Source organism: Marinihelvus fidelis (assembly GCF_008725655.1).
Taxonomy (GTDB): Bacteria; Pseudomonadota; Gammaproteobacteria; order Xanthomonadales; family SZUA-36; genus Marinihelvus; species Marinihelvus fidelis.
The window spans coordinates 400326-423760 of sequence record NZ_VYXP01000002.1 but is presented as its reverse complement, the minus strand read 5'-3'; the positions used below and the strand labels follow the sequence as shown (position 1 = coordinate 423760).

Sequence of the window (23435 nt, the reverse complement as noted above, 5' to 3'; positions counted from 1 at the left end):
GGCCGGGTGATCAGTGGCTTATTGCTTAACCAAGAGTGGCTCGGTGTTTTGCCCAATCAACATGGACTCAACCAGTGCGAGTCGACCTTCAACGGACTCAATTCTTTCCAACTCTTCACGAAGGCCAGCAATTTCAAGCTGCTGGGCTTTGAGTGCTTCAACCAGGATCGGGATAACGGCAACATAGCTCATGCCAGCCACTTCGCCGGTATCCTTGTCATGGGCAGCAATGTCCGGAAGCACTTCTGCAACTTCTTCAGCGATGAATCCCAATGCCGGCTCACCCGACTCAATCCAGTCGAATTTCACGCCATGGAGTCGATTGACAATTCCGATCGGGTCGTCGATATCCTCAATGTTTTCCTTGAGCTTCCTGGAACTGGGTGAGATGAAATTGGGTGCGGAAACAACGCCTGTAAATACGACCGACCCGTCATTCTGAATGGTCATCCGGCGAGAACCAGGGCCGCCAACAGCGGTACCCAAATCGTTGATGACAAATTCTCCGTTGTTCACATCAGACGCATTGGTGCCAAGCACATAGGTCTTCATTGGCGTGCCGCCGCCGTCTGTCCTTACGATCATGAACGCGGCAGTGTTTGAGGGCCGGTCCATCCGAAATACGGCATTCGTGCCTGACAGGTGAACTTGACGTGCTGGATTTCCCACTCCAAATCCGACATTCCCAGCATTATCGACTCGCAATGCGTTCGACGGCGCTCCCGATTCAAGTACGAAAGGTGATGTGCCAGCTGTCGCATTGGCGATATCAAAAATCGTACTGTTGGAGTTGCTGTTGATCTCCCACGTGACGCCATCAACGTCGAAAAGTGCGATTGTTGGGTCAAAGGAAGAGATTTCCAGTTCTTCGGTGGGTGCGCTTGTGCCCATACCGATTCGCCCACTGGAACCGATGTACAAGGAACGATTGGGCGCATTTTCTTGAATCACAAACGGATAGGCTTGGTAATTTGTGCTTGGGTTAGGCGTTCTGCCAATTGCGAAACTACCGCGTGGAAAGTACGAACCGGTTGCATCCCAGTCGACCAACAGGCTCCAGTCCGTGTCTCCGTTGTCCTCCAGGTAAATCATCGGATAGTCGTCCTTGGCCTTGAAATCGGCATTCAGGCTTGGACCCGTCGGGTAGGATTCCGGATTAGTACACAGGTTTGATTGTGAAGCGCACAATTGCCCTTCAACGATATGATCGCCGTTAAGCACCTGGGCGTATGCACTGGTTGCGCCTAACCCCATGGCCAGGGCAATCGATGAGGCAAGGAATTTTTTGCTGGGTGTTCTCACTGCAGCACCTCCGCTGTGTCAAACGCTGAAGTGTCATCGACGTAAATCAGTCCACGGTCAACCTGGAACTGGCCGCTTTGAATGTAGGAAACGCTTTGCTCCAGGTCCAGGGATTCATCCCTGACCAGCCGTAGTTCATAACTGCAATTGGCGTCGCTCATGATTTCGCCATTTTGACTCAAGGGGATGAACCAAGGGTTTTCTCCCTTCTTGAATTTGTGTCGCGAGACTTCGCCATTCGTGCAACTGACCGTCAGGAAATGTTCCGATTCCTGGTCCAACGTAGAAAAACTGACCTCCCCCGTCCCAATACTCACATCTGCGAGTGTGACGTCTTCCACAGACCCTGCCATTGCCGTGCATGTCCCAAATGTCAGCAATATCAAGGCCCCAAGCTTCAATCTGTCCTTTCCAGACATGGTAAACCTCCGTTTTCGTGATTAGATTGCTCTTGGTTAGCAATAGGAAGTACGCACAATCTTCAAGAAAGTTGCGCCTGCCTTGCACTAAACATAGCAGTGGCGAAAAACTTTGCTGGAGGCAATACAGTGGGACTGGGGATTCTTGTGTCTAAATGCTGACCATCCTCTGCTGCACATTGCCCGGCACCGGGTCGTAGTGGCTGAGTTCCATCGTAAAACTCCCCGCGCCCTGCGACAGGCTTTTCAATTCCGTGTGGTAGTCCGACAGCTCGCTCAGCGGCACATCCGCCTTGATCGTCATCAACCCGCCACGTAAAGACTCCGTGCCGTTGATCCGCGCCCGGCGCGAGGCCAGGTTGCCCGTCACGTCCCCCATCACCGCGTCCGGCACGGTCACGTCCACGGAGACGATGGGCTCCAGGATCTGTGGGCCCGCGTGCTCGATGGCGTCCAGCAGGGCGTGGCGGGCGGCGGTGACGAAGGCGACTTCCTTGGAGTCGACGGGGTGGTGCTTGCCGTCGTAGACCTCGACTTCCAGGTCCTGGAGCGGGAAGCCGGCAATGGCGCCTTCGTCGAGGATCTGGCGGATGCCTTTTTCCACGGCCGGGATCAGCGAGGTCGGGATTGAGCCGCCGACGACCTTGTTGATGAACTCGAAGCCCTCACCGCGGCCGCGGGGGCGCACGCGCAGGAACACCTCGCCGAACTGGCCGGCGCCGCCGGTTTGTTTCTTGTGGCGGTAGTGGCCTTCGGCCGGGCGGGTGATGGTCTCGCGGTAGGCGATGCGCGGCGGACGGGTGTCGACGTCGACATTGTAGGTTTCCGCCATGCGTTCCAGCATTACCCTCAGGTGCAGTTCGCCCAGCCCTCGCATGACGGTCTCGTTCAGTTCCTGGTGGTGCTCGACGGTAAAGCAGGGGTCTTCTTCGGTCAGCTTGTGCAGCGCCGTCGACAGCTTTTGCTCCTGGCCGCGCTGGGACGAGGTCACCGCCAGGCCGTACATGGGCTGGGGGAAATCCAGCGGCCGCATACGGTAGCCATCCTCGTCGTGGGAGTCGTGCAGCACGGCATCGTAGTGAATCTCGTCGTGCTTGGCGACGGCACAGATGTCGCCGGGAATGCCGGCGTCGACCTCTTCGTGTTTGCCGCCCTGCAGGCGGAACAGGTGATTGACCTTGAAGGCTTTGCGGTCGTCGTCGATGAACAACATCGAGTCCGGTGTGATCGTCCCCTGGTGGACCCGGAACACGCACATCTTGCCGACAAAAGGGTCGTTGGTGATCTTGAATACGTGCGCCAGCGCGTGGGCAGCCGGGTCGGGTTTGCATTCGGCTGGTTCGCCGTCGCTGCCGCCGCCTCGCTGGTAGGCGGGCGGGTTGCCCTCGGTGGGGTTGGGCACCAGCCGTTTGCACAGCTTCAGCAGTTCCGGAATGCCCGCGCTGCTGGTGGCCGAGGTAAAGCAGATGGGTACCAGGTGCCCGCGGCGCAGCGCCCGTTCCGCGGCATCATGGAGTTCGCCACGCTCCAGCGGCTCGCCTTCCAGGTACTTCATCATCAGCTCGTCGTCCATCTCGACCACCTGGTCGATGATCTCGTCGTGCGCGGCAGACAGCGAAAAAATATCCGTATCGCCGTCGGTTTCGAAGAAGCAGTCGCGTACCGTGGTACCGCCGTCGGCGGGCAGGTTGATGGGCAGGCATTCGGGGCCGAACTCGTCGCGAATTTCCCGGACCAGGGTCTCGAGGTCGATTTCCGGCGCGTCGATGCGGTTGATGATAATCATGCGGCACAGGCGGCGGCGCTTGGCACGACGCATCAGGCGGCGGGTCGACAGCTCGATGCCGGCGCTGGCGTTGATCACCACGGCGCTGGTTTCAACGGCGGTCATCGATGCCAGCGTGGGGCCGCGGAAGTCGGGGAATCCGGGCGTATCGATGATATTGACGTGAATGCCTTCGAAATCAAAGCTGGCGATGGCGGAATCCAACGAGTGACCGTGGCGCTGCTCCAGCTTGTCGTGATCGGTGATGGTGCTGCCGCGCTCGACGGTGCCGGCCTCGCCGATGGTGTCGGTGGCGGCCAGCAGGGCCTCTGTGAGGGTGGTTTTGCCACAGCCGGTGTGGCCCACCAGCGCGATGTTGCGGATGTCCTCGGTACGATAAGACGGCATACGGAACTCCTCGACGGGGTCCGGGTCGCCGGACCGGGACACACCATCCTAGACTTCGCGCCGGGGGCGGGCAAGTTCAGCCGGCGTTCAGGCACGCGAGCCTATGATGACCCCGACACTCCACTCCCTCCCGGGGAGCCACAAAGTGGCGACCCGTACCCTGGCGCGGCGCTTCGGCGCCGCGCCTTTTTACACGCCGGCCCACGGTCGCTGCCCCTTGGCCCTTGCACCCGCCACCCCCCACCCGTCACCATTCACCACTCACCACTCACCACTCACCACTCACCACTCACCAAATGACCAGCCCCCAAACCGCCGAAACCTTCCATTTCCTCGACTACGGATACGATCCGGCGACGGGTGAACTGCGCATGAGCTGGTCGTTTGATGACGGCCCGCCACTGGTCGAGCGACTGGTTTTTCCGTGGGCGCCGTGGCCATCCGATGCGTCCCGCCAGGCCGCGTTTACCCAGGTCATGGGGCTGTTACACCTGGTCGCCGGCGTCAGCTACTACAAGGCCGGGCTGCCGCCGGTGATCGACACCGGCAGCCATGCCATCGACGCGTCGACCGCGGTGTTCCTGGAGACACTCTACTCCCGTGGGCTGGCGGAATTCGCGCATGTTAACGAAATCGATCTAGACGGCCGGATCCGCTTCGGGATCACCAGCGAGTACCCGGAACGGGTCACGGACCTGGCACTGCCGGACCGTGCCCTGGTGGCCATGGGGGGTGGCAAGGATAGCCTGGTCAGCCTGGAGATGCTGCGCGGGGCCGGGATCGAAATCCAGCCCTTCGCGGTGGGTGGTTCGGCGCTGATTGCCGAGACGGTCGCCGCGGCCGGGTTGCCGTTCATCCGCATCGAGCGCCACCTGGCCCCCGAGCTGCAGCAGATGAACGCGGCCGGCGCCTGGAATGGCCACGTGCCGATCACCGCGATCAACTCCCTGGTCGGGCTGTGCGCGGCGCTGCTCTATGGCTATCGCTGGGTGGTGTTCTCCAACGAGGCCTCGGCAGACGAGGCGACCCTGGTCGATGACCATGGCCGCGCTGTGAATCACCAGTACGCCAAGAGCCTGGATTTCGAAACACGCCTGGCCGACCTGCTGGACGATCGCCTGGGTGACGGCGTGGGGTACTTCTCCCTGCTGCGCAGCATGGGGGAAGTGGAAATCGCACGCCGGTTTGCCGGGCTCGAGCGTTACCACGAGGTGTTCTCCAGCTGTAACCGGAACTTTCACATCGACGGCCCCCGTATCGACGGGCGCTGGTGCGGCGACTGCCCTAAGTGCCGGTTCACCACGCTGGCGCTGGCGCCGTTCCTGCCGCCGCCGGCGATCGAACGGATTTTCGGCCGGGTGCTGCTGGATGACGATGCCCAGTTGCCGGGCTTCCAGGCCCTGTGCGCGCTGGAAGCGGATAAGCCCTTCGAGTGCGTTGGCACCGCGGCGGAAAGCCGTGCCCTGGCCACCGCGCTGGCAGCGCGGGAAGAGTGGAAGGACCGTGCGGTGATCCGGCACCTGGCACCGCGTGTGGAAACGGGTGACGACACGCTGGAAGCGCTGTTGGCACGGCGTGGCCCGCATCACGTACCCGCGGACGTGGCCGCGCGTGTCCGTCTCTGATCCGCCGCTGACGCTCGACCGACTGGGCGCGCTCGATGTCGGCCTGGTGGGTGTCGGACGGGAGGGGCGTGCGACCTGGGCCCGTTTCGTTGAGCGCCACCCCGGGCGGCCGTTGACGCTGTACACGGAACACGCGCCGGAACCGGCCTTCATTGAGCAGCTCCGGCCCGGCCTGGACCGGCTCGTCTGCGGCCCCATGCCGTCGCGGGAGCTGTGCCGCCATGACATCCTGGTTCGCTCCCCCGGTGTCAGCCCGTACCGCGGCGCGCTGGGCGAGGCGGTAGCCGCCGGTTCACGGACCACGAGTGCATCGTCGCTGTGGTTTGCGGAGCATGGCGGCGACCGGGTGATCGCGGTGACCGGCACCAAGGGCAAGAGCACAACGACCGCGCTGGTGGCGACCTTGTTGCGGGCAGCGGGGCACGCGGTCACGATGGCGGGCAACATCGGCCGGCCGCTGTTCGACCTGGACCCCGGCCACGATGGCTGGGTGGTCTTGGAACTGTCCAGCTACCAGCTCTGCGACCTTGAGGGGGCGCCCGCCTACGGTGTCCTGCTGAACCTGTCCGACGAACACCTGGACTGGCACGGCGGCGCCGCCAGGTATCGGGCGGACAAGCTGCGCCTGGCCGGCCTGGTCCGGCCGGGCGGGCTGGTCGCCAATGGTGCGGACACTGCGTTGCGCGCGGCGTTGGCGGGCCATGACGACGTCCACTGGTTCAATGTCGATCATGCCGACCGGGTGGGGCAGGCCGGGGTCGAGCTGCTGGGTGGCGGCCTGTTGCAGCCGACGGCGGCGTTGCCGGGCCGTCATAACCTGGCGAACCTCGCCGCCGCGGTCGCGGTGACCCGCCTGGCGGGTGTGCCGCCGCCAGACCCACAGTCGGCACTGGAAAGCTTCCAGGGCTTGCCGCATCGCCTGCAGCGGCTGGGCGAGTCCGGCGACGGCCTGGCGTTTGTCGACGACAGCCTGTCGACGACCCCCGTCGCCACGCTGGCGGCGTTGCAGGCCCTGGCAGGGCAGGCCGTGACCCTGCTCGTGGGTGGGCTGGACCGCGGGCTGGATTGGCGCCCTTTCGTTGCGCCGATAGCCGAGACCGCGCCGCACGCGGTCATTGGCCTGCCGGACAGTGGCGAGCAGCTGGTGGAACTGCTGGTCGCCGGGGGGCTGCAATGCCCGGGCGGCCTGCATGTGAGCCGGGACATGGCCGACGCGCTGGACATCGCCCGGGCCGTGAGCCGGCGACCGGGCCTGGTCGTGCTGTCACCGGGGGCGCCCAGCTTTCCGCGCTACCGTGACTACATCGAGCGGGCCGAGGATTTCGCCCGTCATGCGGGGCTGGTGTTGCCGGCATGAAATGCGTGGTCCTGGACTCGATTGACGCCGTCTACGCGCAGGCCTGGGACGGCCTGTTCCCGCAGTACGACGGCATGCGCAACCCCTTCATGCGCCATGCCTTCCTGCATGCGCTCGAAGCCTCGGGTTCGGTGTCCAGCGAAACCGGCTGGACGCCCCGGCACCTGGCCCTGTACGACGGCGATCGTTTGATCGCGGCCATGCCGATGTACCTGAAGACTCATTCCAGTGGCGAGTTCGTATTTGACTGGGGTTGGGCGGCCGCGTACGAGCGCCATGGCCTGGCGTATTACCCCAAGCTGCTGACGGCGGCGCCATTTACGCCGTCACCCGGGCCGCGGATCGCTGTAGCACCCGGCATTGACCGCCACGGCGCGGCTTCCGCGCTGCTCGACGGCCTGCGGCAGTTCGCGGAGCAGGAAGGCTGCTCGGGTTGGCACCTGCTGTTTGCCGAAAGGGCGTCGCAGGACCTGCTTGAGGCCGAAGTCACGGCGGGTCACCTGTTACACCGCGAAGACATCCAGTTTCACTGGCACAATCGCGGTTATGCGGATTTCGACGCTTTCCTGGCCACCCTGAAGTCTTCCCGGCGCAAAAACCTGCGCAAAGAGCGGCGCCGGGTCGCTGAGCAGGGCGTGGTCATGGCCCGGGTGGCGGGTCCGGACATCACCGATGACGACTGGGGTGGCTTCTACCGTTGCTATCGCGGCACGTTCGAGGCGCACAGCGGCCATGCCGGCTACATGAACCGGGCGTTTTTTACCCGCCTTCGCCAGGCCATGCCCGAACAGTTGCTGCTGGTCACGGCCCGTCGCGAAGGCGAGCTCGTCGGAAGCGCCTTGTGCCTATATGACCGGCAGGCGCTGTATGGCCGTTACTGGGGCGCGCTCGCCCCGATCAGCGGGCTGCATTTCGAAACCTGTTTTTACCAGGGTATCGAATTCTGTATTGAGCAGGGGTTGCACCGCTTCGATCCGGGCGCACAGGGAGAGCATAAGCTGTTGCGTGGCTTTGAGCCGGTCATCACGCGATCCTTGCACTGGATCGCCGACACCCGTTTTCGCCGCGCTATCGACGACTACCTTGAGCGTGAGCGCCCGGCGGCCCGCCAGTACGGAGAGGATGCGGTCCGGTACCTGCCGTTTTCTACCGGTGCCGACCCGGGCACCAGTGGCGAGGACTAGGCCAGAACAAGGGCGTGGTCAGGGCGCGGCGAGGACACCGGCCAGTTGTGTGAACACCTCGTCGGTCGCCGCCTGGAAGGCCGCGACGATGGTCGGCAGGCGGGTCTGGCTGACCGGTACACGGGCAGTCAGGGCCAGGGGCGTGCGGATGTCATCGCATTGATACGCACCGGCCAGCTCGACATCCACGTGACGGGCCTGGCCGTCGGCGTCCATGCGGACCCAGAACGAACGCGCCTCGATGGCCAGCCGGCACTCGCCCGGCCGGCGGTAGTCACTCATGCTGATTTCACTGAACCGGGGCGCACCTTCCAGCGAGCGGATGGCCAGCGAGCCAAGCAGTTCGGGAAGGTGGTCCGCCCAGTGGGCACCGGCGATGTGATCCAGCCGCGCGTCCGGTTCCAGGGTCAGGATGCGGTCGGTGTCCAGCCCCGGCACGACGCTGATCGACAGTGAAAGTGGCCGGGGCGGACCGGCGATGGTGGTGACATCGAGCGTGGCGGGGGCCAGCCACCAGGTGCTGGGCGCGGGCTGTTCACTGTCCAGCAGGGTGGTGCAGCCCGCCGCCAGCATGGTTGCCAGTGCCAGGCAGGCGCCGGGAAGTGCGCGCAGGGTTCGGCGAAGCAGGGCGTGCATTTCAATCCTCCACGATGACGCCGCGCGGCGCCGGTTTATAGATGACGCTGGACGGGTTGTCCTCGATGCGTTCCAGGAGTTTTTCCAGCTGGCGTGCCGCCGAGCGCATCTCGGTGACCAGCGCCGGCACCTGGCCCAGGCCGTTGGCGGCGAACTCGTCCAGGTCCGACTGGTTCACCGAGGTCCAGCGCTCCAGTCTTTCCAGCGTGACGCTCAACTGCCCCGTGGCGACGGAAAGGTTCTGCAGTGCGGTGACGGCTTCCGGCCCGGCCTGGTCAAGCAGGGCGTCGAAATGCCCGACCGTGGCGCGGAAATCACGCATCGCCAGGTTGAAGGTTTCGGGCAGGTCCGCCAGCGACGACTCCCTTTCCGCCAGTGAACTCGTCAGCGATTCGATATTGGCCAGCACCTGGCCCAGCGCGGCGGCATTCTCCGGACTGCTGAAGGCGATTGCCCGCTCAACAAGGTCTTCCATTTTTGCCACGAGTTGTGGCGCCGTTGACATGATCGCGGAAAAGCCGGAGGAGCGGTAGGGAATCTCGGGCCGGTCACGATGGCCAGCCACCAGGGGATCAAGGCTGCCGGGTTCGTTGGACAGGTTGATTACCGAGATGCCGGTGACACCCTGCGGGGCCAGCGTGGCCCAGGTGCCGGCGTTGACCGGTGTCGATGCCAGCACACGGATGCCAACCCGGATGCGTGGCGGGTCGCCGGCGACGATATCGATGTCATCGACCTCGCCCACGCGGACGCCGAGGAAGTAGACCGGCCCCCCCATGCCCAGGCCGGAGACGTCATCCTCGATGGCCACGGCGTATTCTTCCATGGGCTCCGTGCCCTTGCGCCCGGTCACCCAGAGCGTCAACGCGATACCGGCCAGCAGGGCAACCGTGACGAACACGCCCACCGAGAGATTCCTGTTAGCCGTCATGCCGGTCTCCCTTGTCCATGGCGGCCCAGGCGCGGCGGGCGCGCGGGACACCGAAGTAACTGCGTACCCAGCGGTGGCGCGAGGCCACGATTTCGTCCGCGGTGCCGACCAGCACCTTGCCATCCACCAGTACCGCGATACGGTTGCAGGTATTGAACAGGCTGTCGACATCGTGGGTGATCATCATGATAGTCAGATCGAGGTTGTCGTGCAGGTAGGTGATCAGTTCGTCGAACTCGGTGGCGGCAATCGGGTCCAGGCCGGCCGTGGGCTCATCCAGGAACAGGATCTTGGGGTCCATGGCCAGCGCGCGCGCCAGCGAGACGCGTTTCTTCATGCCGCCGGACAGCTCCGAGGGGTACTTGTCCGCGACCGACAGCGACAGGCCCACCATCAGCAGCTTCAGGCTGGCCAGTTCGTGCCGGGTCTCGACCGGCATGTCCGAGTGCAGGGCGATGGGCAGTTCAACATTCTGCTGCACGGTCAGGTTCGACAGCAGCGCGCCGTTCTGGAACAGCACACCCCACTGCGTGTGCGGGCCGGGCTCCTGGTAGCGGATGCGTTGGCCCAGCACGGTAATCTCGCCGGCATTGGGGCGGTGCAGGCCCAGGATACTGCGCATCAGCACCGATTTGCCGGAGCCCGAGCCGCCGACCACGCCCAGGATTTCGTCCCGCTCCACGTCCAGGCGCAGCTCGTCGTGCACCACCTGCCGCCCGAAGCGGTTCACCAGGCCGCGGACCCGGATGGCCGGCTCGCGCCTCGTATCGGTGGGCGTATCGTTCATCAGAAGCCGATCCGGGTGAACAGGGTGGTGAAAAAGGCGTCGGCGCAGATGATCAGGAAGATCGACTGCACCACCGCATCGGTGGTCTTGCGGCCCAGGACCTCGGCCGAGCGCTCGACCTGCAGGCCACGCAGGGTGCCGACCGCGGCGATCAGCAGGGCGAAGAACGGCGTCTTGACCAGCCCGGCCATGACGTCATTGATGCTGGTGGCCTGGGTCACCCGCTCGATGAACTGCGTCGGCGTGATATCGAGCGCGCCGATGGTGATCAGCGCGCCGCCGGCCAGGCCGGCGATATCGGCGAACACGGTCAGCGCGGGCAGGGCGATCAGCAGTGCCAGCACCCGCGGCAGGATCAGGATCTGGTTCGGGTTCAGGCCCAGCACCCGCATGGCGTCCACCTCTTCGTTCAGCTTCATCGTCCCCAGCGCGGCGGCGAAGGCGCTTCCCGACCGACCGGCCACCAGGACCGCGGCCAGGAGGCCGGCCATTTCCCGCGTCAACGCAATGCTGACCATGTCGACCACGAAAATCCGCGCGCCGAACTGCTCCAGTTGGCTGGCGCCCTGGTAGGCGAGCACGATGCCGATCAGGAAGGTCATCAGCATGATCACCGGAATGGCCCGAACACCGGCCTGGTGAACCTGTTGGAGGGTCTCGCCGATCACCAGCCGTGATGGGCGCCTCAGCGCATCAAACAACCAGCGGGCCCACTGGCCGGTGTCTTCAATACGCTTGAGCGAGTGCTCGCCGACCCGTTCCAGCGCCCGTTGCACGGCGCGCGACCGGCCAGGTGGCTCCAGCCCCTGTGCGGGCTCCCTGAGCGCGGCCATGTTGATGATATGGCGCAGGAACTTGAAGTGGGCGGCGCGAAAGTTCTCGAACTCCGAGGTGACGCCGTCTTCGGTCAGTTGCTGTGAGCGGTCATAGAGCACCCAGGCGCCGGCGATGTCCATGGACTCGACGCCCGAGCAGCGGAACACGACATGCCGCTGCGCCCTGTCACGCACACTTGCACTGGCGCGCTCCAGGGCCGACACGTTCTCGAACACCCATTCACCGTGAACATCGACCAGCAGCGTGTCGTCGCGCGTCTCGAAATCGAGGAAGCTGTCGTCCATTCGGTTCGCAGGTGGCCTTTTCCCTGGCGGGAACTCGCAGTTAAGGTCCCGAGATTAAAGCATATTCCATCGCCTGTCCCGCCCATATCTGTCACCAAAGCTTCACCAAATCGACACGACCCGGACATGTCAGCGGCGCATTATGAGCATCGAGCCATTGCGGAGTCCGCCGCCATGTTCCGACCGATGATGAATGCCAGGCGGTTTGCCGAAATCGACCTGGCCGTGTGCCAGCAGGTCAACCGCGCCTGTGCCTGGCGCGCGGTCCGGCGCTTCTTTCGCGCCATTAGCCAGCTGGGGGATGGCAAGTTCTGGTACGTGCTGATGCTGGTGCTGCCGGCGCTGCATGGTCGCGACGGACTGGTCGTGAGCCTGAGGATGGCATTGGCGGGTGTCGCGGGCGTGGCCATCTACAAGCTTGTCAAGCACGTTACCCACCGGCAGCGGCCCTACGTAAACGATGCCACTATCATGCTGGGCGCCGCGCCGCTGGACCAGTACAGCTTTCCTTCGGGGCACACGCTGCACGCCGTGTCATTCACGCTGATTGTCTGCGCCGCATTCCCGGTGTGGGCCTGGCTGCTGGTGCCATTCGCCGCCCTGGTGGCAGCCTCGCGGGTGATCCTGGGCCTCCATTACCCCACCGATGTGCTGCTGGGCGCGACCATTGGCGCCCTGGTCGCTACCGGCGTCGCCAGTATTCCGCTGCCCACCTGAGCGCGGGTCAGCAAGACCGGGCCTGAACCCGTCACCGCCACCGGCGTTGCCCCGCCTGCCGGCTTGAAGTACTTTTAGGCCACTATGGCGGTCGAACTCGTTAACCTGGGCCAACGCCCTTCGCTGGTCACCTCGCTGGTGGCCGAACTCCGTGATACCAGCATCCAGCACGACCCCTTGCGGTTTCGGCGCAATATCGAGCGCATTGGCGAAATTTTCGCCTACGAGATCAGCAAGCGCCTTGAGCATGTCGAGCGCGAGGTACAGACGCCGCTGGGGCTGGCGCGTCCGCAGGTGCTGGCCCGGCAGCCGGTGCTGGCCACCGTGCTGCGCGCGGGCCTGCCGCTGCACCAGGGGCTTCTGAACGCCTTCGATCGGGCCGACAACGCGTTTGTTTCGGCCTACCGACGCCATGACGGGGATGAAACCTCGTTCGAGGTGGAGATCGAGTACCTGGCCAGCCCGTCGCTCAAGGGGCGAACCCTGTTGCTCTGCGACCCGATGCTGGCCACCGGCACCAGCATGATGCTGGCCTGGAAAGCCCTACTGGCTCGGGGTGAACCGGCGGAACTGCACGTGGTGTGCGTGCTGGCCAGCCAGGCCGGCGTGGACGCGGCGCGGCGGCAGCTACCCGATGGCGCGACATTGTGGGTGGCGGCCATCGACCCTGACCTGGACGAGCGGGCCTACATCGTGCCCGGCCTGGGTGACGCGGGCGACCTGGCCTACGGAACCAAGCTCTAGCGCTGGCCGCGCGGTGCCTACGGGCCCGTAACCGCTTGCCAGACCAGGCGAATCGCCAGTCCCAGCAGCAGGACACCGAACAGGCGGTCCAGCCACGGGCCATGCCGCCGTAGCCATGACAGCCACCGCGGCCGGGTCAGGCCCCAGGCCACCAGCAGGTACCAGCCCCCGTCAATGACCATGGCCGTGGATGCCACCAGCACCCGCTCGGCCGTGGCCGTGTCCGGCCCGACCACCTGGCTGAACAGCGCCAGGAAAAAGATCGCCACTTTCGGGTTCAGGAAGGCCACCAGGAACCCGTCCCGGGCAGCCCCGCGGCGCGTGGTGGCCGGGGTGTCGGCAACCGGGTCGCCCGGCGCGCTGAAAAGCGCCCGTACACCCATCCACGCCAGCCAGGCCGCGCCGCCCCATTGCAGGATGGCGTAGGCGGTGGTGCCGCTTGCCACGAGAACGGCGATACCCGAGATGCTGGCAAAGGCGTAAATGCCGATGGCCAGGGCATGCGCCAGGGCCGCTGCCGCACCGGCCGCCCGCCCGCCCGAGAGTGCATGGCGGCTGATCACCGCCAGCGAGGGGCCGGGCGTCATGGCGCCCAGCGCGCAGATGGCGGCCACGGCCGACCACGCGGCCAGCGTCACGGCTTGGAATATCGGGCGGCAGGCATGGCGCCATGCTACGGCAGCGGCGATGCCCGCCACAAGCCGGCGGATAACCTGATAATCTCGCTGCTTCCCAAGTGGGTCGGATAACGATGACAAGCAGAAAACGGGCCTTCACCATCCATCTCGTCATCAGCCTGGCGGTCCTGGTGCCGGTGCTGGGCTGGATCTTCCATGCCTGGTATCCGTGGCCGTACCCGGTGCTGCAGGGCGCGTGGGTCATGCTGGGCGTGATGGTGCTGGCGCACCTGGCCGTCGGGCCATTGCTCACGGCGCTGGTGTTCAAGCCGGGCAAGCGTGGGCTGGTGTTCGACCTGTGCGTCATCGCCCTGTTGCAGGCCGGGGCGCTGGCGTGGGGCGTGTACGCGGTGGGCCAGCAGCGGCCGGCCTGGCTGGTGTTCGCCGTTGACCGGCTGAACGTGCTCAGCAACGGCGAGATCATGGGCCCGGTGCCGCAGGTGCCGGCCAGCCTCCGAAACGCCGGGCCGGTTCTCGTCTACGCGGAAATGCCCACCGGGGACGCCGCGCAGCAACTTCTGCAGGAGACCATGTTCGAAGGCCTGCCCGATATCGAGCACCGGCCGGAGTTCTGGCGCCCCTGGGTGGCCGGGCGGGGCGTGATATCGCGGGCCACGCGCCCGGTGACAGAGCTGGTGGCGGCCCGGCCGGCGAGCGCGGGCCCTGTCGGGAAAACGGTGACAGACGCAGGCTTGACGCTCGACATGGCAACGTTCCTGCCGGTGATGGGGCGCGAGCGCGATGCCGCCGCGATACTGAACCCGGCCGATGGCACGTTGCTTGGCCTGGTGGTCGTTGATCCCTGGGTCGACGAGGATGCGGTGAACTGAGTTGCGACAAAGCGACGCCCGGCGGGACAAACGCCCCTGGCAGCCCGATGGAAAGACGTGTCATTAAACGCCAAAGCCCTACAATGAGCGGATGATCCCGAATCGAATCATGAAGGACCCGCGCAAGCTCTTCTGGCTGCTCCACCTGGGTGGATGGGGCTTCTGGTGCGTGTTCCTGAAATACCTCTATACCACCCAGATCCTGGGTGAGCAGCCGCCGTATTACTTTGTCTATGTCGTGGTGATCTCGATCATCGGCATGGTCATCACGCTTGGACTGCGTTACCTGTACCGGGCGGTCATCGAACGCGCAGTATGGCTGCAGGCGGTGGCCTTCCTGGTGGGTACGTCCGTGGCCGGTTTCCTGTGGATGCAGGCGCGCAGCATGATCTTCATGAACTTCATCGAGGTGGAGAAGGATTACGACGCCTGGATGGAGAAGATGGGCGCCGCGGCCGAGCTCTACCAGAGCGTCTCCTATATTTCCACGTTTACCTCCGGCTGGACCGTGATGGCGGCGTGGAGCGTGCTGTATTTCGGCATTAAATATCACCGGATTTTCCAGCGTGTGTCGGAGAGCGCGCTGAAGTCGGCGGCAATGGCACACGAGGCGCAGCTGAAGATGCTGCGCTACCAGCTCAACCCGCACTTCCTGTTCAACACCCTGAACGCGATTTCGACACTGGTGCTGGAGCGAGAAACCGAGCTGGCCAACCGCATGGTTAACAAGCTGTCACGGTTCCTGCGTTTCTCACTCGACAATGACCCGATGCAGAAGGTCAGCCTGGCCGAGGAAATGGAGGCCATCGGGCTGTACCTGGATATCGAAAAGGTGCGGTTTGAGGAGCGCCTGCAGTTGCTCGAGGACATCGAACCCGAGGCCCGCCGCGCGTTGATTCCCAGCCTGCTGTTGCAGCCCCTGGTGGAGAACGCCATCAAGTACGGAATTGCGCAGCGCGAGGAAGGCGGATCACTGAGCATTTCCGCGCGCGTGTTCGGCGGCGAACTGTTGCTGGAACTGGCCGATGACGGGCCCGGGGCAGAGATCGAGAACAATGCGATTCCCGGCGCCTGCGGTGTGGGCCTGCGCAATACCCGCGAGCGGCTGTGGGAACTGTACGGCGACCGTCATGGCTTCCGGCTGGGCCAGGCCGACCCGCATGGCCTGACCATCAGTATCCGCATTCCCTACGAAACCTGATGCCCGCCTGAATGTACGTGCCGCCGGCCGGCGGTTAGAATACGCGGTTTCCCCGGGTCTCCGCGTTCCGTGAAAGTTCTGCACATCGGAAAATACTTCGCGCCATTCAAGGGCGGCGTCGAAACTTACCTGCTGGACGTGATGACCGCGTTGTCCCGCCGTGGCTGGGATATGGCCGCGCTGGTGCACAACCACGACCACTCCGTGCGAGGACACAGCGAGACGCATGGAGATCACGGTGCCGAGTTCGCCGTCCGGCGTAGCGGTACGCTGTTGAAACTGTTCTTTACCCCGTTGAGCCCGGCCTTTCGCGCCGACCTGCGTCGCATGGTTCGCGAATTTCGCCCTGACGTGATTCATGTGCACTTGCCCAATCCGTCGGCGCTGTGGCTGCTGAGCCTGGCCGAGGCGCGGTCGGTGCCGTTGGTGATTCACTGGCATTCGGACGTGATTACGACCGAGCAGGGCGCGCTGATGAAGGCGCTGTATGCCATTTACCGGCCGCTGGAGCGCAAGCTGCTGCAGCGCGCCGCGGCCATCATCGCGACCTCGCCGTCGTACCTGGACAGCAGCCAGTCACTGGCCGAGTTCCCGGACAAGTGCCGGGTCGTGCCGCTGGGGCTGGACCCGGCGCGGTTCGAGGCCTATTCCGGAGCACCGCGCCCGCCGTCCTTCCAGCCCGGCAGGATGAATGTCCTCGCGGTGGGCCGGCTGACGTATTACAAGGGCTTTGGCGTGCTGTTGCGTGCGCTGGCGAAAGTCGATGGCGTGCATGTTCATATCGTTGGCCAGGGTGAACTGCGCCGTGAACTGCGGGCACTGGCCCGACAGTTGCGGGTGGCTCGCCGTGTCAGCTTTCACGGCAAGGCCGATGATGCGGAACTTGCGGCAATGCTGGCGCACTGCGACTGCGTCTGCCTGCCGTCCATCGAGCGAACCGAGGCCTTTGGCCTGGTCCTGCTCGAAGCCATGCAGTTTGGCCGTGCAACCATTGCCAGCGCCGTTCCGGGCTCAGGCATGGGATGGGTCGTGAAAGGTGATGTGACCGGCCTGAAGGTCGAGCCCAGGAACGTGACCGCCCTGGCCGGGGCCATGGCAACCCTTCGGGATGACCGTGAATGGGCCGAACAGTTGGGGCGTAACGGTCGTGAGCGGTTCGACGCGCGTTTTACCATTGACCGCTCGGTGGATGCCCTGGTGGATGTCTACCAGGAGGTGGCCGCATGACAGCGGTGCGCAACTTGCGGTGCCTGGTCGTGATCCCCGCGCACAACGAGCAGGGCGATATTGCCCAGGTCGTTCGTGAAGTTCGAGAGGACCACGGGCTGGATGTCGTCGTCGTCGATGACGCCAGCACCGATGCGACCGTCAAAAAGGCCAGGCAGGCCGGTGCGCTGGTCCTGCCGTTATCCATACAACTGGGTGCGTGGGGTGCGATACAGGCCGGTATGCGCTACGCGCTCCGCGCTGGATATCACAACGTGCTGACCATGGATGCCGACGGCCAGCATGAGGCCGTCTGGATCCCCAACCTGCTGGGCCCGGTCGAGTCGGGGACGTCCGACGTGACCATCGGCTGCTGCGTGCGACGTGGCTCGTGGATGCGAAAAATTGCCTGGAAAATACTCAAGGCGGTTTCCGGGTTGACCCGCGAGGACATCACGTCGGGGTTCCGGGCCTATAATCGCGACGCCTTCAGGCTGCTGGCATCGCGCCAGGCGACCTTGCTGGAGTACCAGGATGTCGGCGTGCTGGTTCTGCTTCGCAACGCCGGACTGGATACCCATGACGTGGAGGTTACAATGCTCCCTCGACGCAGCGGTACGTCGCGGGTCTACCATTCCTGGTTCGCCGTGATCTACTACATGTGCCACACGATCCTGCTGGGGTTCAGCAAGCGGCGGGTTCGACGATAACCGGAAGCGCCGCTTCCACGACGGGTCTAACGATGTTTTCTTGGGTATCAGGCGCCATAGGGCTGGCCGCGGCCATCTCCATCATCCTGTTGATTCGCAGGGACCACCTGCATGTCCGATTCGGTATCTGGTGGATCACCGTCGCCGCCGTGTTTGTCGTTCTCGGCTTCTATCCCGGTGCCGTGGACCGGCTTGCATCCTTCCTGGGCATTGCTTCCGGCCCGGTGCTGGCGTTGACCATCGGCCTGACGGTATTTGTCATCAAGATTCTGACCATTGACATTGCGTCTTCGCGAAACGAAACGCGGATTGTCCGGCTGGTGCAGCGGGTCGCCATGCTCGAATCAGAGATTGATCGCCTCAAGCGTGAGTCGCGACCCGAGGGGGCAGAAGTGGTCAAGCAGGCAAGCCGGGACGAATGAGCCTGGGTCTGCTTCCAGGCCAGCTGGTTCCCTGGGCCGCCGGGTATTTCCTTTTTTCCGCCGTTCTCGGCGGGCGTTCGCTGGCCTGGGTCAACCGGAACCTGGGTTATGGCTTCTTTTTTGGTGCGGTGATGGTGTTTGGTGCCGTGCTGGTGAGCCATCAACTGGCGGGTGGACTGGCCTATTGGTCCGCCCTGGCCCTGCTGCTGGTGGTCACGGCGCTGGCCTTTGCCATGTCCAGGCTCAGTCCTGCGGCCCCTTCAGGCGGCCCTGATCCTGTCGCGGCAGCTCCCGGGCGACTGGGCCGAGTGATGACCCGCGTGTTGCTGGCTGTGGCCACGATCCACATCGCCCTGTCTGCGCTGGAAATCATTACCCTGCCGATGTTCCCGTGGGATGCCTGGACTGTTTGGGGATTCCGCGCGAAGGCCTGGTTCCTGAACGGCGAACTCTTCGATTTCGTCGACATGGGCCGCTGGTTGTCAGCCGAAGTGCCTGCGGCCTATACACAACCGGCGTTGAGCTACCCGTTGCTGCCTTCCATCATCCCGTTGTGGGCGGCGATGTCCATGGGACAGTGGCACGATGCGATGGTCAACACCCCGGTCATCTTGTGTGGCCTGGCGATCGTACTGGCGATGCATGGACAGGTCAGGTCGATGGGTGTGGCGGCACCGGTGGCCGCGCTGGGGCTGCTGGTCCTGGTTTCCACACCGATTTTTGCCGCACACATGTCATTGGGAGGTTACGCGGATATCTGGCTGGCGGGTTTTGCTGGCCTGGGCTTCGTCGCGCTGATGGTCGGGGTGCTGCGCTCGGACCGGTCGCAACTGGCGCTGGGCCTGGTCATGCTGCTGATGGGGCTGCTGGTCAAGGCGGAAGGGCTGGTGTGGTTATGCGCCGGGTTCGTGTTCCTCGCCGTCGCGCTCTCGTCTTCGCGGCGCCTGTGGTGGGTGCTTGTCGGCCTGCTGGCCACCGTTCTTGTGTTGCTCTGGTGGCAGCCCGGGATCATTGAACTCCCAATCGTCGGTACGATCGGTATCGCCGAAAATACGCTCCATGTGCCGCTGAAAGGCGCGATTCCCATTGCCCGGCACGATGTCGGGGCCGCTTATGTCCAGAACACGCTGGTGCGTGACAACTGGCACCTGGCCTGGCCCAGCCTGCTGGTACTGGCCTTGCTGGCCGTGCTCAGTCGCAGGGTCAGCGCGCCCGTTCGCCGGGTCGTGTTCGCATTCTTCGGCGTCGTTATTGTCACCCAGGTGCTGATTTTCGGCTTTACCAGCCAGGGCGAATGGGCGGCGGACTACACCGCGATCAACCGCTTGCCCCTGCAGGTTTACCCTGCCGTAGTTTTTGCGGCGATGTTGCTGATCCAGGAGTTGGTTCCCGACGCCAGTGCCGGCAACCCCCTGGCGGGTCAGCGCCTGCGCGTGACAGGGCTGTACGCAGGCGCGCTGCTGCTTTCCGTCGCGGTTCTGTTGGGGGGAATATGGCTCGCAACACCCGGTGATGCCAGGGCACCTGGCATCGAGCCATTCAGTGATATGCAGTTTGTCATGGGAGAAGGGCACCGCGAGGGCGATGCCTACGTCATTGACCGTTACCAGGATGGTGTCGCGCTGCTTACTTCCGGCCCTATCGAGATTGATGCCGGGACCAGCGACCTGCTGCGGCTGGATGTGAGTTTTGCCGATGGCATTATCGACCCGGATGACGCACCGGCGTTTTTCTGGCGCCTGCAGGCACAACCTGGCGAAGTGAGCCGGATTACGCTGCTGGATCACGACGAACTGGTCGACCTTGGCAGCTCGGAAGACTGGTCCGGCACCGTGACCGAGGTCGGGTTCCTGTTCCTCGAAAGCGCAGGGGCGGAGGCTAGTGTGCGCAAAGCGGTGATCGAGGAAAAAGGGGTCGATTCGGCCATGGCCCTGCTGGCAGAAGAGTGGTTCGGGTACGAGCCGTGGACCCAGCGCTCCGCGCATTCACTGGCGGGTGGGGCCGAATCACAGCGACTGGCGCTGCCCACGCTGGTGGCGGCATGGCTGCTGGTGGTTGTCCTGTTGGCCCTGTGGCTCGGTCCTCGCGGCCAGAGGATCAACGTGATCCTGCTGGCGATGCTGGTCGCATGGTTCATGCTGGATGCGCGCTGGCTGGTCAACAGGGTGCAGCGCATGGCCCTTTCAGTGGCTGCACTGTCCCAGCCCGTGGAAAACCGGATGTCAGAGACCGAACTGGGGCGCCTCGACCCGTGGTTGAGCGAAGTGGCAGAAAAACTGCCTTCGGGTGAAGCCGCCCGAATACTGGTTCTTTATGATCGTAACCAGCCCAAGTATTTCGCCTGGCGCAGCAAGTATCAACTGCTCCCCCATAACGCGGCGGTTTACTGGCAGATGCCCACGCCGGACCAGGCCAGTCGCCTCGATTACATCCTGGTGGTTGGTGATTTCGTCGATCTGCCCGCGGAGCAGGTTGATTTGCGCCGGCGTGTTGAAGCGTTGTCCATTCCACCCGAGATTGTCGGCAGCCTGAGCCTGGTGAATATTGACGCTGACGGCATGCTGTTTGCCGTGAACCAAAACGCGGAGGTGGATCGCTAGGGGGCTGTAAATGCGCGAAAAGCCGAGTCAAACGCCGCGACACTGAACCGTTCGGCCCGTACCTCGCAAGCCGCCCGCATGGCCCTGGCGCGGTCGGCGGTCATTTCGTTGATCGCCGCACGCAGGGCCGCCACGGCCGTCGCCCGGTCGGTCGAGAGTCGTTCAGGGCGGACCAGCGTGCCCGTAGCGCCATCAACAACGGTCTCCAGCAAGCCCCCCTCGGCCACGCCGATGACGGGCTTGCCCGCCGCCATCGACTCGACGGGAGACATGCCAAAATCCTCGTCCGTGGGAATGTACAGCGTTGCCCGGCAATTTCCGATACGTTCCCGCAGATCGTCTCGCGACTGCCAGCCGGTAAAATGGATGTTGTCACAGTCACGGGCCATGCGTTTCAGCGCAGGCGCCTGGCTCCCGCCAGAAGCGATGACCAGCGTCTGGCGCGGCAGGCCACGGAATGCGTCAATCAGCAGGTCTATGCGTTTGTAGGGCTCGAGTCGCGCCGTGGACAGGAAATAGCCCTGGCCGGACCGCCAGGCGAACGATTTGGTATCCACCGGGGGGTGGATGATCTCGGTATTGGCCAGGCCCAGGTAGCGCTCCAGGCGGCGTCCTACGTTGGCCGAATTGACCGCGATCCGGTCCATGGCGGCAACGGCGCGTTCGTAGCGATGGCGTACATGTCGGGCGAGCCAGCGCAATGCCGGGCGCTGCCAGGGCCGGGCCTGGTCCAGGTAATGCGCCTCCAGGTCGTAGGCGAAACGTGGTGGCGTGTGGCAATAGTAGAGGTTTCGCTGGCCGGCGCGGTGGTGCACACCGACGGGTGCGTAGACACCGCTAAAGACCGCGGTGTCGTAGGCTTCCAGGCACTGCCCGCGGCGCTCGAACGCGTGCATGGTCTTGAGCCCCTGCCAGCCACGCAGGCGGGAGGGCCCGATCAGCGCCTTGCAGGTGACGCCCTCGAGTATGTGCGGCGGAAAGCGTTGCGGGTCGATGAATCCAACCAGCAGGTCAAACTGGTTGAACCGGCGAGCGACGTCCAGGGACAGGGCTTCCGCGCCGCCTTCGACCAGCAGGAAGTCATAGATAAAGGCGTCTCGGCGTTTCATTGGCCGTCAGGCAGGGGCTCGGGTTGGTCCATCTGCCGGAATCATACCGGACAGCGACAGCCGGGGCTGAACTTGGGACGCCAATGCTGGATAATTCGTCGTTGGAATAATAACCGGGCTCCGGTCCCGGGTGTGGAGATCACGCTTGCTAACCATTACCAGTCGCCAGTTCTGGGAAATCTTTTTCACCAAGCTGAGTTTTAACCTGAAGTCGGAAGGGGCGAAGACCTACCTGGGCTACCTCTGGTGGGTGCTGGAGCCGGCACTGTTTGTAGCCACAATGTACGTGGTGTTTGGCATCTTCCTGGCCCTGCGCTCGGATGATTTCCTGGCGTTCCTGATCTGTGGCCAGGTGGCGTTTTCCTGGTTTTCCAGGAGCATTTCGCATGCTGGAGGGGCCTTGCTGGCCGGTCGCGGCATCATTAACCAGGTAGCGATTCCCAAGCCGTTTTTTCCGTTGTTGACCATCGGCCAGGACCTGGTCAAGCAGAGCCTGGTGTTCCTGATGGCGTTCCTGTTTATGTTGTTCCTGGGGCGCGAAGTGACGTGGGCCTGGTTGGGCGTGTTTCCGGTCATTGCGACACAATTGCTGCTGATCATCGCGGGCGGCCTGTTTGCGGCGGCCATCGTTCCCCCGGTACCGGATTTCAAGTTCCTGATCGGTACCGGGCTGATGGTCACGATGTGGGGTTCGGGCATTTTCTACAGCTATGAGCAGGTCCTGCTCCCGCAGCATCGGGAAATCTTCCTGATGAACCCCATGGCCAACCTGATCAAGAACTACCGCCAGGTGATCCTTGATAACCAGTGGCCCGACTGGACAGCGCTGGCCGTTATTTCGGGGTGCTCGGTGGTTTTTTCGATCGTAATGATCGCGGTTTATCGCCGCTTTGACACGGCCTATGCACGCCTGGTGGTGCAATGAGTACTTCACATCGCAATGTCCTGGAAATCGAGAATGTGGGGTTTTCATACCACACGCGGGCCAACTTCGGTCGCCAGCATCGCATCGAGGCGCTGACCGATGTGACGTTTTCCCTGCGTCACGGTGAAACCCTGGGGGTGGTCGGGCGCAACGGTTGCGGTAAATCCACGTTGCTGAAGCTGTTGTCGGGCATCTATCGCCCAGAGAAAGGCACCATCACGCGGCACTGCAAGAGCGTGTCACTGCTGTCGCTCTCTGTGGGTTTTGACCAGCTTTTGACAGGCTCTCAGAACCTGGTCCTGTCCTGCATGTTCTTGGGGCACAGCCGCAGGGATGCCCTCAGGCACCATGACGAGATCGTCGAGTTCTCCGGTCTGGGCAAGTTCATCGACGAGCCGGTCAAGTCCTATTCTTCGGGCATGAAAGCCAGGCTGGGCTTCGCGGTGGGACTGACCATGAAGGTCGATGTCCTGCTGATCGATGAGGTCCTGGGTGTGGGTGATGAATCCTTCAAGCGCAAGGCAGTCAATGCGATGCGTGAACGGATCGATTCAGACCAGTCCGTGGTACTGGTGTCACATTCGCTGAACCGCTTGAGAACGCTGTGTGACCGGGTGATCTGGCTGGAAGACGGGGCCATCAAGGCCATGGGTGACCCCGAGGACGTGGTCGACCAGTACATGGAGGCCATGGAAGACTCGGAGTCTGTTGGCAACCGCCCGGCGCAGGCTGCTCGCGAGGCCGGTTAAGGTTGCCGCA

General features: G+C 63.7%; 22 protein-coding genes. 13 read left to right on the top strand and 9 right to left on the bottom strand.

Annotated elements, in window-relative coordinates; all coding sequences use genetic code 11:
• Positions 1-18 precede the first annotated feature (18 nt).
• The 3 genes from F3N42_RS03275 to fusA form a co-directional block, all read right to left on the bottom strand.
• Positions 19-1302 (bottom strand): tail fiber domain-containing protein, encoded by a 1284-nt coding sequence (locus tag F3N42_RS03275; RefSeq protein WP_150862942.1) that lies wholly within the window; start codon positions 1300-1302, stop codon positions 19-21.
• The gene (locus F3N42_RS03270; protein WP_150862941.1) at positions 1299-1721 is read right to left on the bottom strand and encodes a hypothetical protein; all 423 of its coding nucleotides are present in this window, start codon (positions 1719-1721) and stop codon (positions 1299-1301) included. The genes F3N42_RS03275 and F3N42_RS03270 overlap by 4 nt, the downstream gene beginning before the upstream one ends.
• 151 nt (positions 1722-1872) lie before the next feature.
• Positions 1873-3894, bottom strand: coding sequence for an elongation factor G (fusA, locus tag F3N42_RS03265; protein ID WP_150862940.1), 2022 nt, complete (start codon positions 3892-3894; stop codon positions 1873-1875).
• Positions 3895-4190: 296 nt separating this feature from the next.
• Here fusA and F3N42_RS03260 point away from each other — a divergent pair, with 296 nt between their 5' ends.
• Genes F3N42_RS03260 through F3N42_RS03250 form a run of 3 tightly spaced genes read left to right on the top strand, consistent with a single transcriptional unit; the run spans position 4191 to position 8060 of the window.
• Positions 4191-5519, top strand: coding sequence for an endonuclease domain-containing protein (locus F3N42_RS03260; RefSeq protein ID WP_150862939.1), 1329 nt, complete (start codon positions 4191-4193; stop codon positions 5517-5519).
• Positions 5506-6876, top strand: a complete 1371-nt coding sequence (murD, locus tag F3N42_RS03255; RefSeq protein WP_191621206.1) for a UDP-N-acetylmuramoyl-L-alanine--D-glutamate ligase — start codon at positions 5506-5508, stop codon at positions 6874-6876. Before F3N42_RS03260 ends, murD begins: the two co-directional genes overlap by 14 nt.
• Positions 6873-8060 (top strand): GNAT family N-acetyltransferase, encoded by a 1188-nt coding sequence (locus F3N42_RS03250; RefSeq protein WP_150862937.1) that lies wholly within the window; start codon positions 6873-6875, stop codon positions 8058-8060. The genes murD and F3N42_RS03250 overlap by 4 nt, the downstream gene beginning before the upstream one ends.
• An 18-nt stretch (positions 8061-8078) precedes the next feature.
• Here the strand turns inward: F3N42_RS03250 and F3N42_RS03245 are convergent, their stop codons facing one another.
• The 4 genes from F3N42_RS03245 to F3N42_RS03230 are packed head-to-tail and all read right to left on the bottom strand — an operon-like array spanning position 8079 to position 11535.
• Positions 8079-8696, bottom strand: coding sequence for an ABC-type transport auxiliary lipoprotein family protein (locus F3N42_RS03245; protein WP_150862936.1), 618 nt, complete (start codon positions 8694-8696; stop codon positions 8079-8081).
• A 1-nt stretch (position 8697) separates the two neighbouring features.
• The gene (locus F3N42_RS03240) at positions 8698-9627 is read right to left on the bottom strand and encodes an MlaD family protein (protein ID WP_150862935.1); all 930 of its coding nucleotides are present in this window, start codon (positions 9625-9627) and stop codon (positions 8698-8700) included.
• Positions 9617-10414: an ABC transporter ATP-binding protein gene (locus F3N42_RS03235; protein WP_150862934.1), complete on the bottom strand. Its 798-nt coding sequence runs from the start codon at positions 10412-10414 to the stop codon at positions 9617-9619. The genes F3N42_RS03240 and F3N42_RS03235 overlap by 11 nt, the downstream gene beginning before the upstream one ends.
• Positions 10414-11535, bottom strand: coding sequence for an ABC transporter permease (locus F3N42_RS03230; RefSeq protein WP_150862933.1), 1122 nt, complete (start codon positions 11533-11535; stop codon positions 10414-10416). The genes F3N42_RS03235 and F3N42_RS03230 overlap by 1 nt, the downstream gene beginning before the upstream one ends.
• A 186-nt stretch (positions 11536-11721) precedes the next feature.
• Here F3N42_RS03230 and F3N42_RS03225 point away from each other — a divergent pair, with 186 nt between their 5' ends.
• The gene (locus F3N42_RS03225; protein WP_150863158.1) at positions 11722-12252 is read left to right on the top strand and encodes a phosphatase PAP2 family protein; all 531 of its coding nucleotides are present in this window, start codon (positions 11722-11724) and stop codon (positions 12250-12252) included.
• 84 nt (positions 12253-12336) lie between these two features.
• Entirely contained in the window at positions 12337-12996 is a 660-nt protein-coding gene (gene upp, locus F3N42_RS03220) for a uracil phosphoribosyltransferase (RefSeq protein WP_150862932.1), read from the top strand.
• Positions 12997-13013: 17 nt separating this feature from the next.
• On the opposite strand, the gene F3N42_RS03215 is transcribed toward upp, so the two are convergent.
• Positions 13014-13634 (bottom strand): LysE family translocator, encoded by a 621-nt coding sequence (locus tag F3N42_RS03215; RefSeq protein ID WP_150862931.1) that lies wholly within the window; start codon positions 13632-13634, stop codon positions 13014-13016.
• A 113-nt stretch (positions 13635-13747) separates the two neighbouring features.
• On the opposite strand from F3N42_RS03215, the gene F3N42_RS03210 reads away from it, so the two are divergent.
• From F3N42_RS03210 to F3N42_RS03185, 6 genes are all read left to right on the top strand, one after another.
• Positions 13748-14503 carry a hypothetical protein gene (locus tag F3N42_RS03210; RefSeq protein ID WP_150862930.1) on the top strand — a complete coding sequence of 252 codons (756 nt, stop codon included), beginning with the start codon at positions 13748-13750 and terminating at the stop codon, positions 14501-14503.
• A 91-nt stretch (positions 14504-14594) separates the two neighbouring features.
• Positions 14595-15704, top strand: coding sequence for a sensor histidine kinase (locus F3N42_RS03205; protein WP_150862929.1), 1110 nt, complete (start codon positions 14595-14597; stop codon positions 15702-15704).
• Positions 15705-15773: 69 nt separating this feature from the next.
• Positions 15774-16931, top strand: coding sequence for a glycosyltransferase (locus tag F3N42_RS03200; RefSeq protein WP_150862928.1), 1158 nt, complete (start codon positions 15774-15776; stop codon positions 16929-16931).
• Complete coding sequence (locus F3N42_RS03195; protein WP_150862927.1) at positions 16928-17620, top strand: glycosyltransferase family 2 protein; 693 nt, start codon at positions 16928-16930, stop codon at positions 17618-17620. The genes F3N42_RS03200 and F3N42_RS03195 overlap by 4 nt, the downstream gene beginning before the upstream one ends.
• A 32-nt stretch (positions 17621-17652) precedes the next feature.
• Positions 17653-18042, top strand: a complete 390-nt coding sequence (locus F3N42_RS03190) for a DUF2304 domain-containing protein (protein WP_150862926.1) — start codon at positions 17653-17655, stop codon at positions 18040-18042.
• The gene (locus tag F3N42_RS03185; protein ID WP_150862925.1) at positions 18039-20642 is read left to right on the top strand and encodes a hypothetical protein; all 2604 of its coding nucleotides are present in this window, start codon (positions 18039-18041) and stop codon (positions 20640-20642) included. Before F3N42_RS03190 ends, F3N42_RS03185 begins: the two co-directional genes overlap by 4 nt.
• Here F3N42_RS03185 and F3N42_RS03180 read toward each other — a convergent pair.
• On the bottom strand, positions 20639-21751 hold the full coding sequence (locus tag F3N42_RS03180) for a glycosyltransferase (RefSeq protein WP_150862924.1): 1113 nt from the start codon (positions 21749-21751) through the stop codon (positions 20639-20641). The genes F3N42_RS03185 and F3N42_RS03180 overlap by 4 nt on opposite strands.
• Positions 21752-21896: 145 nt before the next feature.
• Between F3N42_RS03180 and F3N42_RS03175 the strand changes: the two genes are divergently transcribed.
• On the top strand, positions 21897-22676 hold the full coding sequence (locus F3N42_RS03175) for an ABC transporter permease (RefSeq protein WP_150862923.1): 780 nt from the start codon (positions 21897-21899) through the stop codon (positions 22674-22676).
• The gene (locus F3N42_RS03170) at positions 22673-23425 is read left to right on the top strand and encodes an ABC transporter ATP-binding protein (RefSeq protein WP_150862922.1); all 753 of its coding nucleotides are present in this window, start codon (positions 22673-22675) and stop codon (positions 23423-23425) included. The genes F3N42_RS03175 and F3N42_RS03170 overlap by 4 nt, the downstream gene beginning before the upstream one ends.
• The last annotated feature ends 10 nt before the right edge of the window (positions 23426-23435 follow it).

Excerpts from the sequence above, each read along its gene's own strand:
- F3N42_RS03180 (WP_150862924.1), bottom strand. The coding sequence starts at position 21,751 with ATGAAACGCCGAGACGCCTTTATCTATGACTTCCTGCTGGTCGAAGGC.
- F3N42_RS03245 (WP_150862936.1), bottom strand. The coding sequence starts at position 8,696 with ATGCACGCCCTGCTTCGCCGAACCCTGCGCGCACTTCCCGGCGCCTGC.
- F3N42_RS03205 (WP_150862929.1), top strand. The coding sequence starts at position 14,595 with ATGATCCCGAATCGAATCATGAAGGACCCGCGCAAGCTCTTCTGGCTG.
- F3N42_RS03235 (WP_150862934.1), bottom strand. The coding sequence starts at position 10,414 with ATGAACGATACGCCCACCGATACGAGGCGCGAGCCGGCCATCCGGGTC.
- F3N42_RS03225 (WP_150863158.1), top strand. The coding sequence starts at position 11,722 with ATGATGAATGCCAGGCGGTTTGCCGAAATCGACCTGGCCGTGTGCCAG.
- F3N42_RS03190 (WP_150862926.1), top strand. The coding sequence starts at position 17,653 with ATGTTTTCTTGGGTATCAGGCGCCATAGGGCTGGCCGCGGCCATCTCC.
- F3N42_RS03230 (WP_150862933.1), bottom strand. The coding sequence starts at position 11,535 with ATGGACGACAGCTTCCTCGATTTCGAGACGCGCGACGACACGCTGCTG.
- upp (WP_150862932.1), top strand. The coding sequence starts at position 12,337 with ATGGCGGTCGAACTCGTTAACCTGGGCCAACGCCCTTCGCTGGTCACC.
- F3N42_RS03260 (WP_150862939.1), top strand. The coding sequence starts at position 4,191 with ATGACCAGCCCCCAAACCGCCGAAACCTTCCATTTCCTCGACTACGGA.
- F3N42_RS03250 (WP_150862937.1), top strand. The coding sequence starts at position 6,873 with ATGAAATGCGTGGTCCTGGACTCGATTGACGCCGTCTACGCGCAGGCC.
- F3N42_RS03195 (WP_150862927.1), top strand. The coding sequence starts at position 16,928 with ATGACAGCGGTGCGCAACTTGCGGTGCCTGGTCGTGATCCCCGCGCAC.
- F3N42_RS03170 (WP_150862922.1), top strand. The coding sequence starts at position 22,673 with ATGAGTACTTCACATCGCAATGTCCTGGAAATCGAGAATGTGGGGTTT.
- F3N42_RS03185 (WP_150862925.1), top strand. The coding sequence starts at position 18,039 with ATGAGCCTGGGTCTGCTTCCAGGCCAGCTGGTTCCCTGGGCCGCCGGG.
- fusA (WP_150862940.1), bottom strand. The coding sequence starts at position 3,894 with ATGCCGTCTTATCGTACCGAGGACATCCGCAACATCGCGCTGGTGGGC.
- F3N42_RS03210 (WP_150862930.1), top strand. The coding sequence starts at position 13,748 with ATGACAAGCAGAAAACGGGCCTTCACCATCCATCTCGTCATCAGCCTG.
- F3N42_RS03240 (WP_150862935.1), bottom strand. The coding sequence starts at position 9,627 with ATGACGGCTAACAGGAATCTCTCGGTGGGCGTGTTCGTCACGGTTGCC.
- F3N42_RS03270 (WP_150862941.1), bottom strand. The coding sequence starts at position 1,721 with ATGTCTGGAAAGGACAGATTGAAGCTTGGGGCCTTGATATTGCTGACA.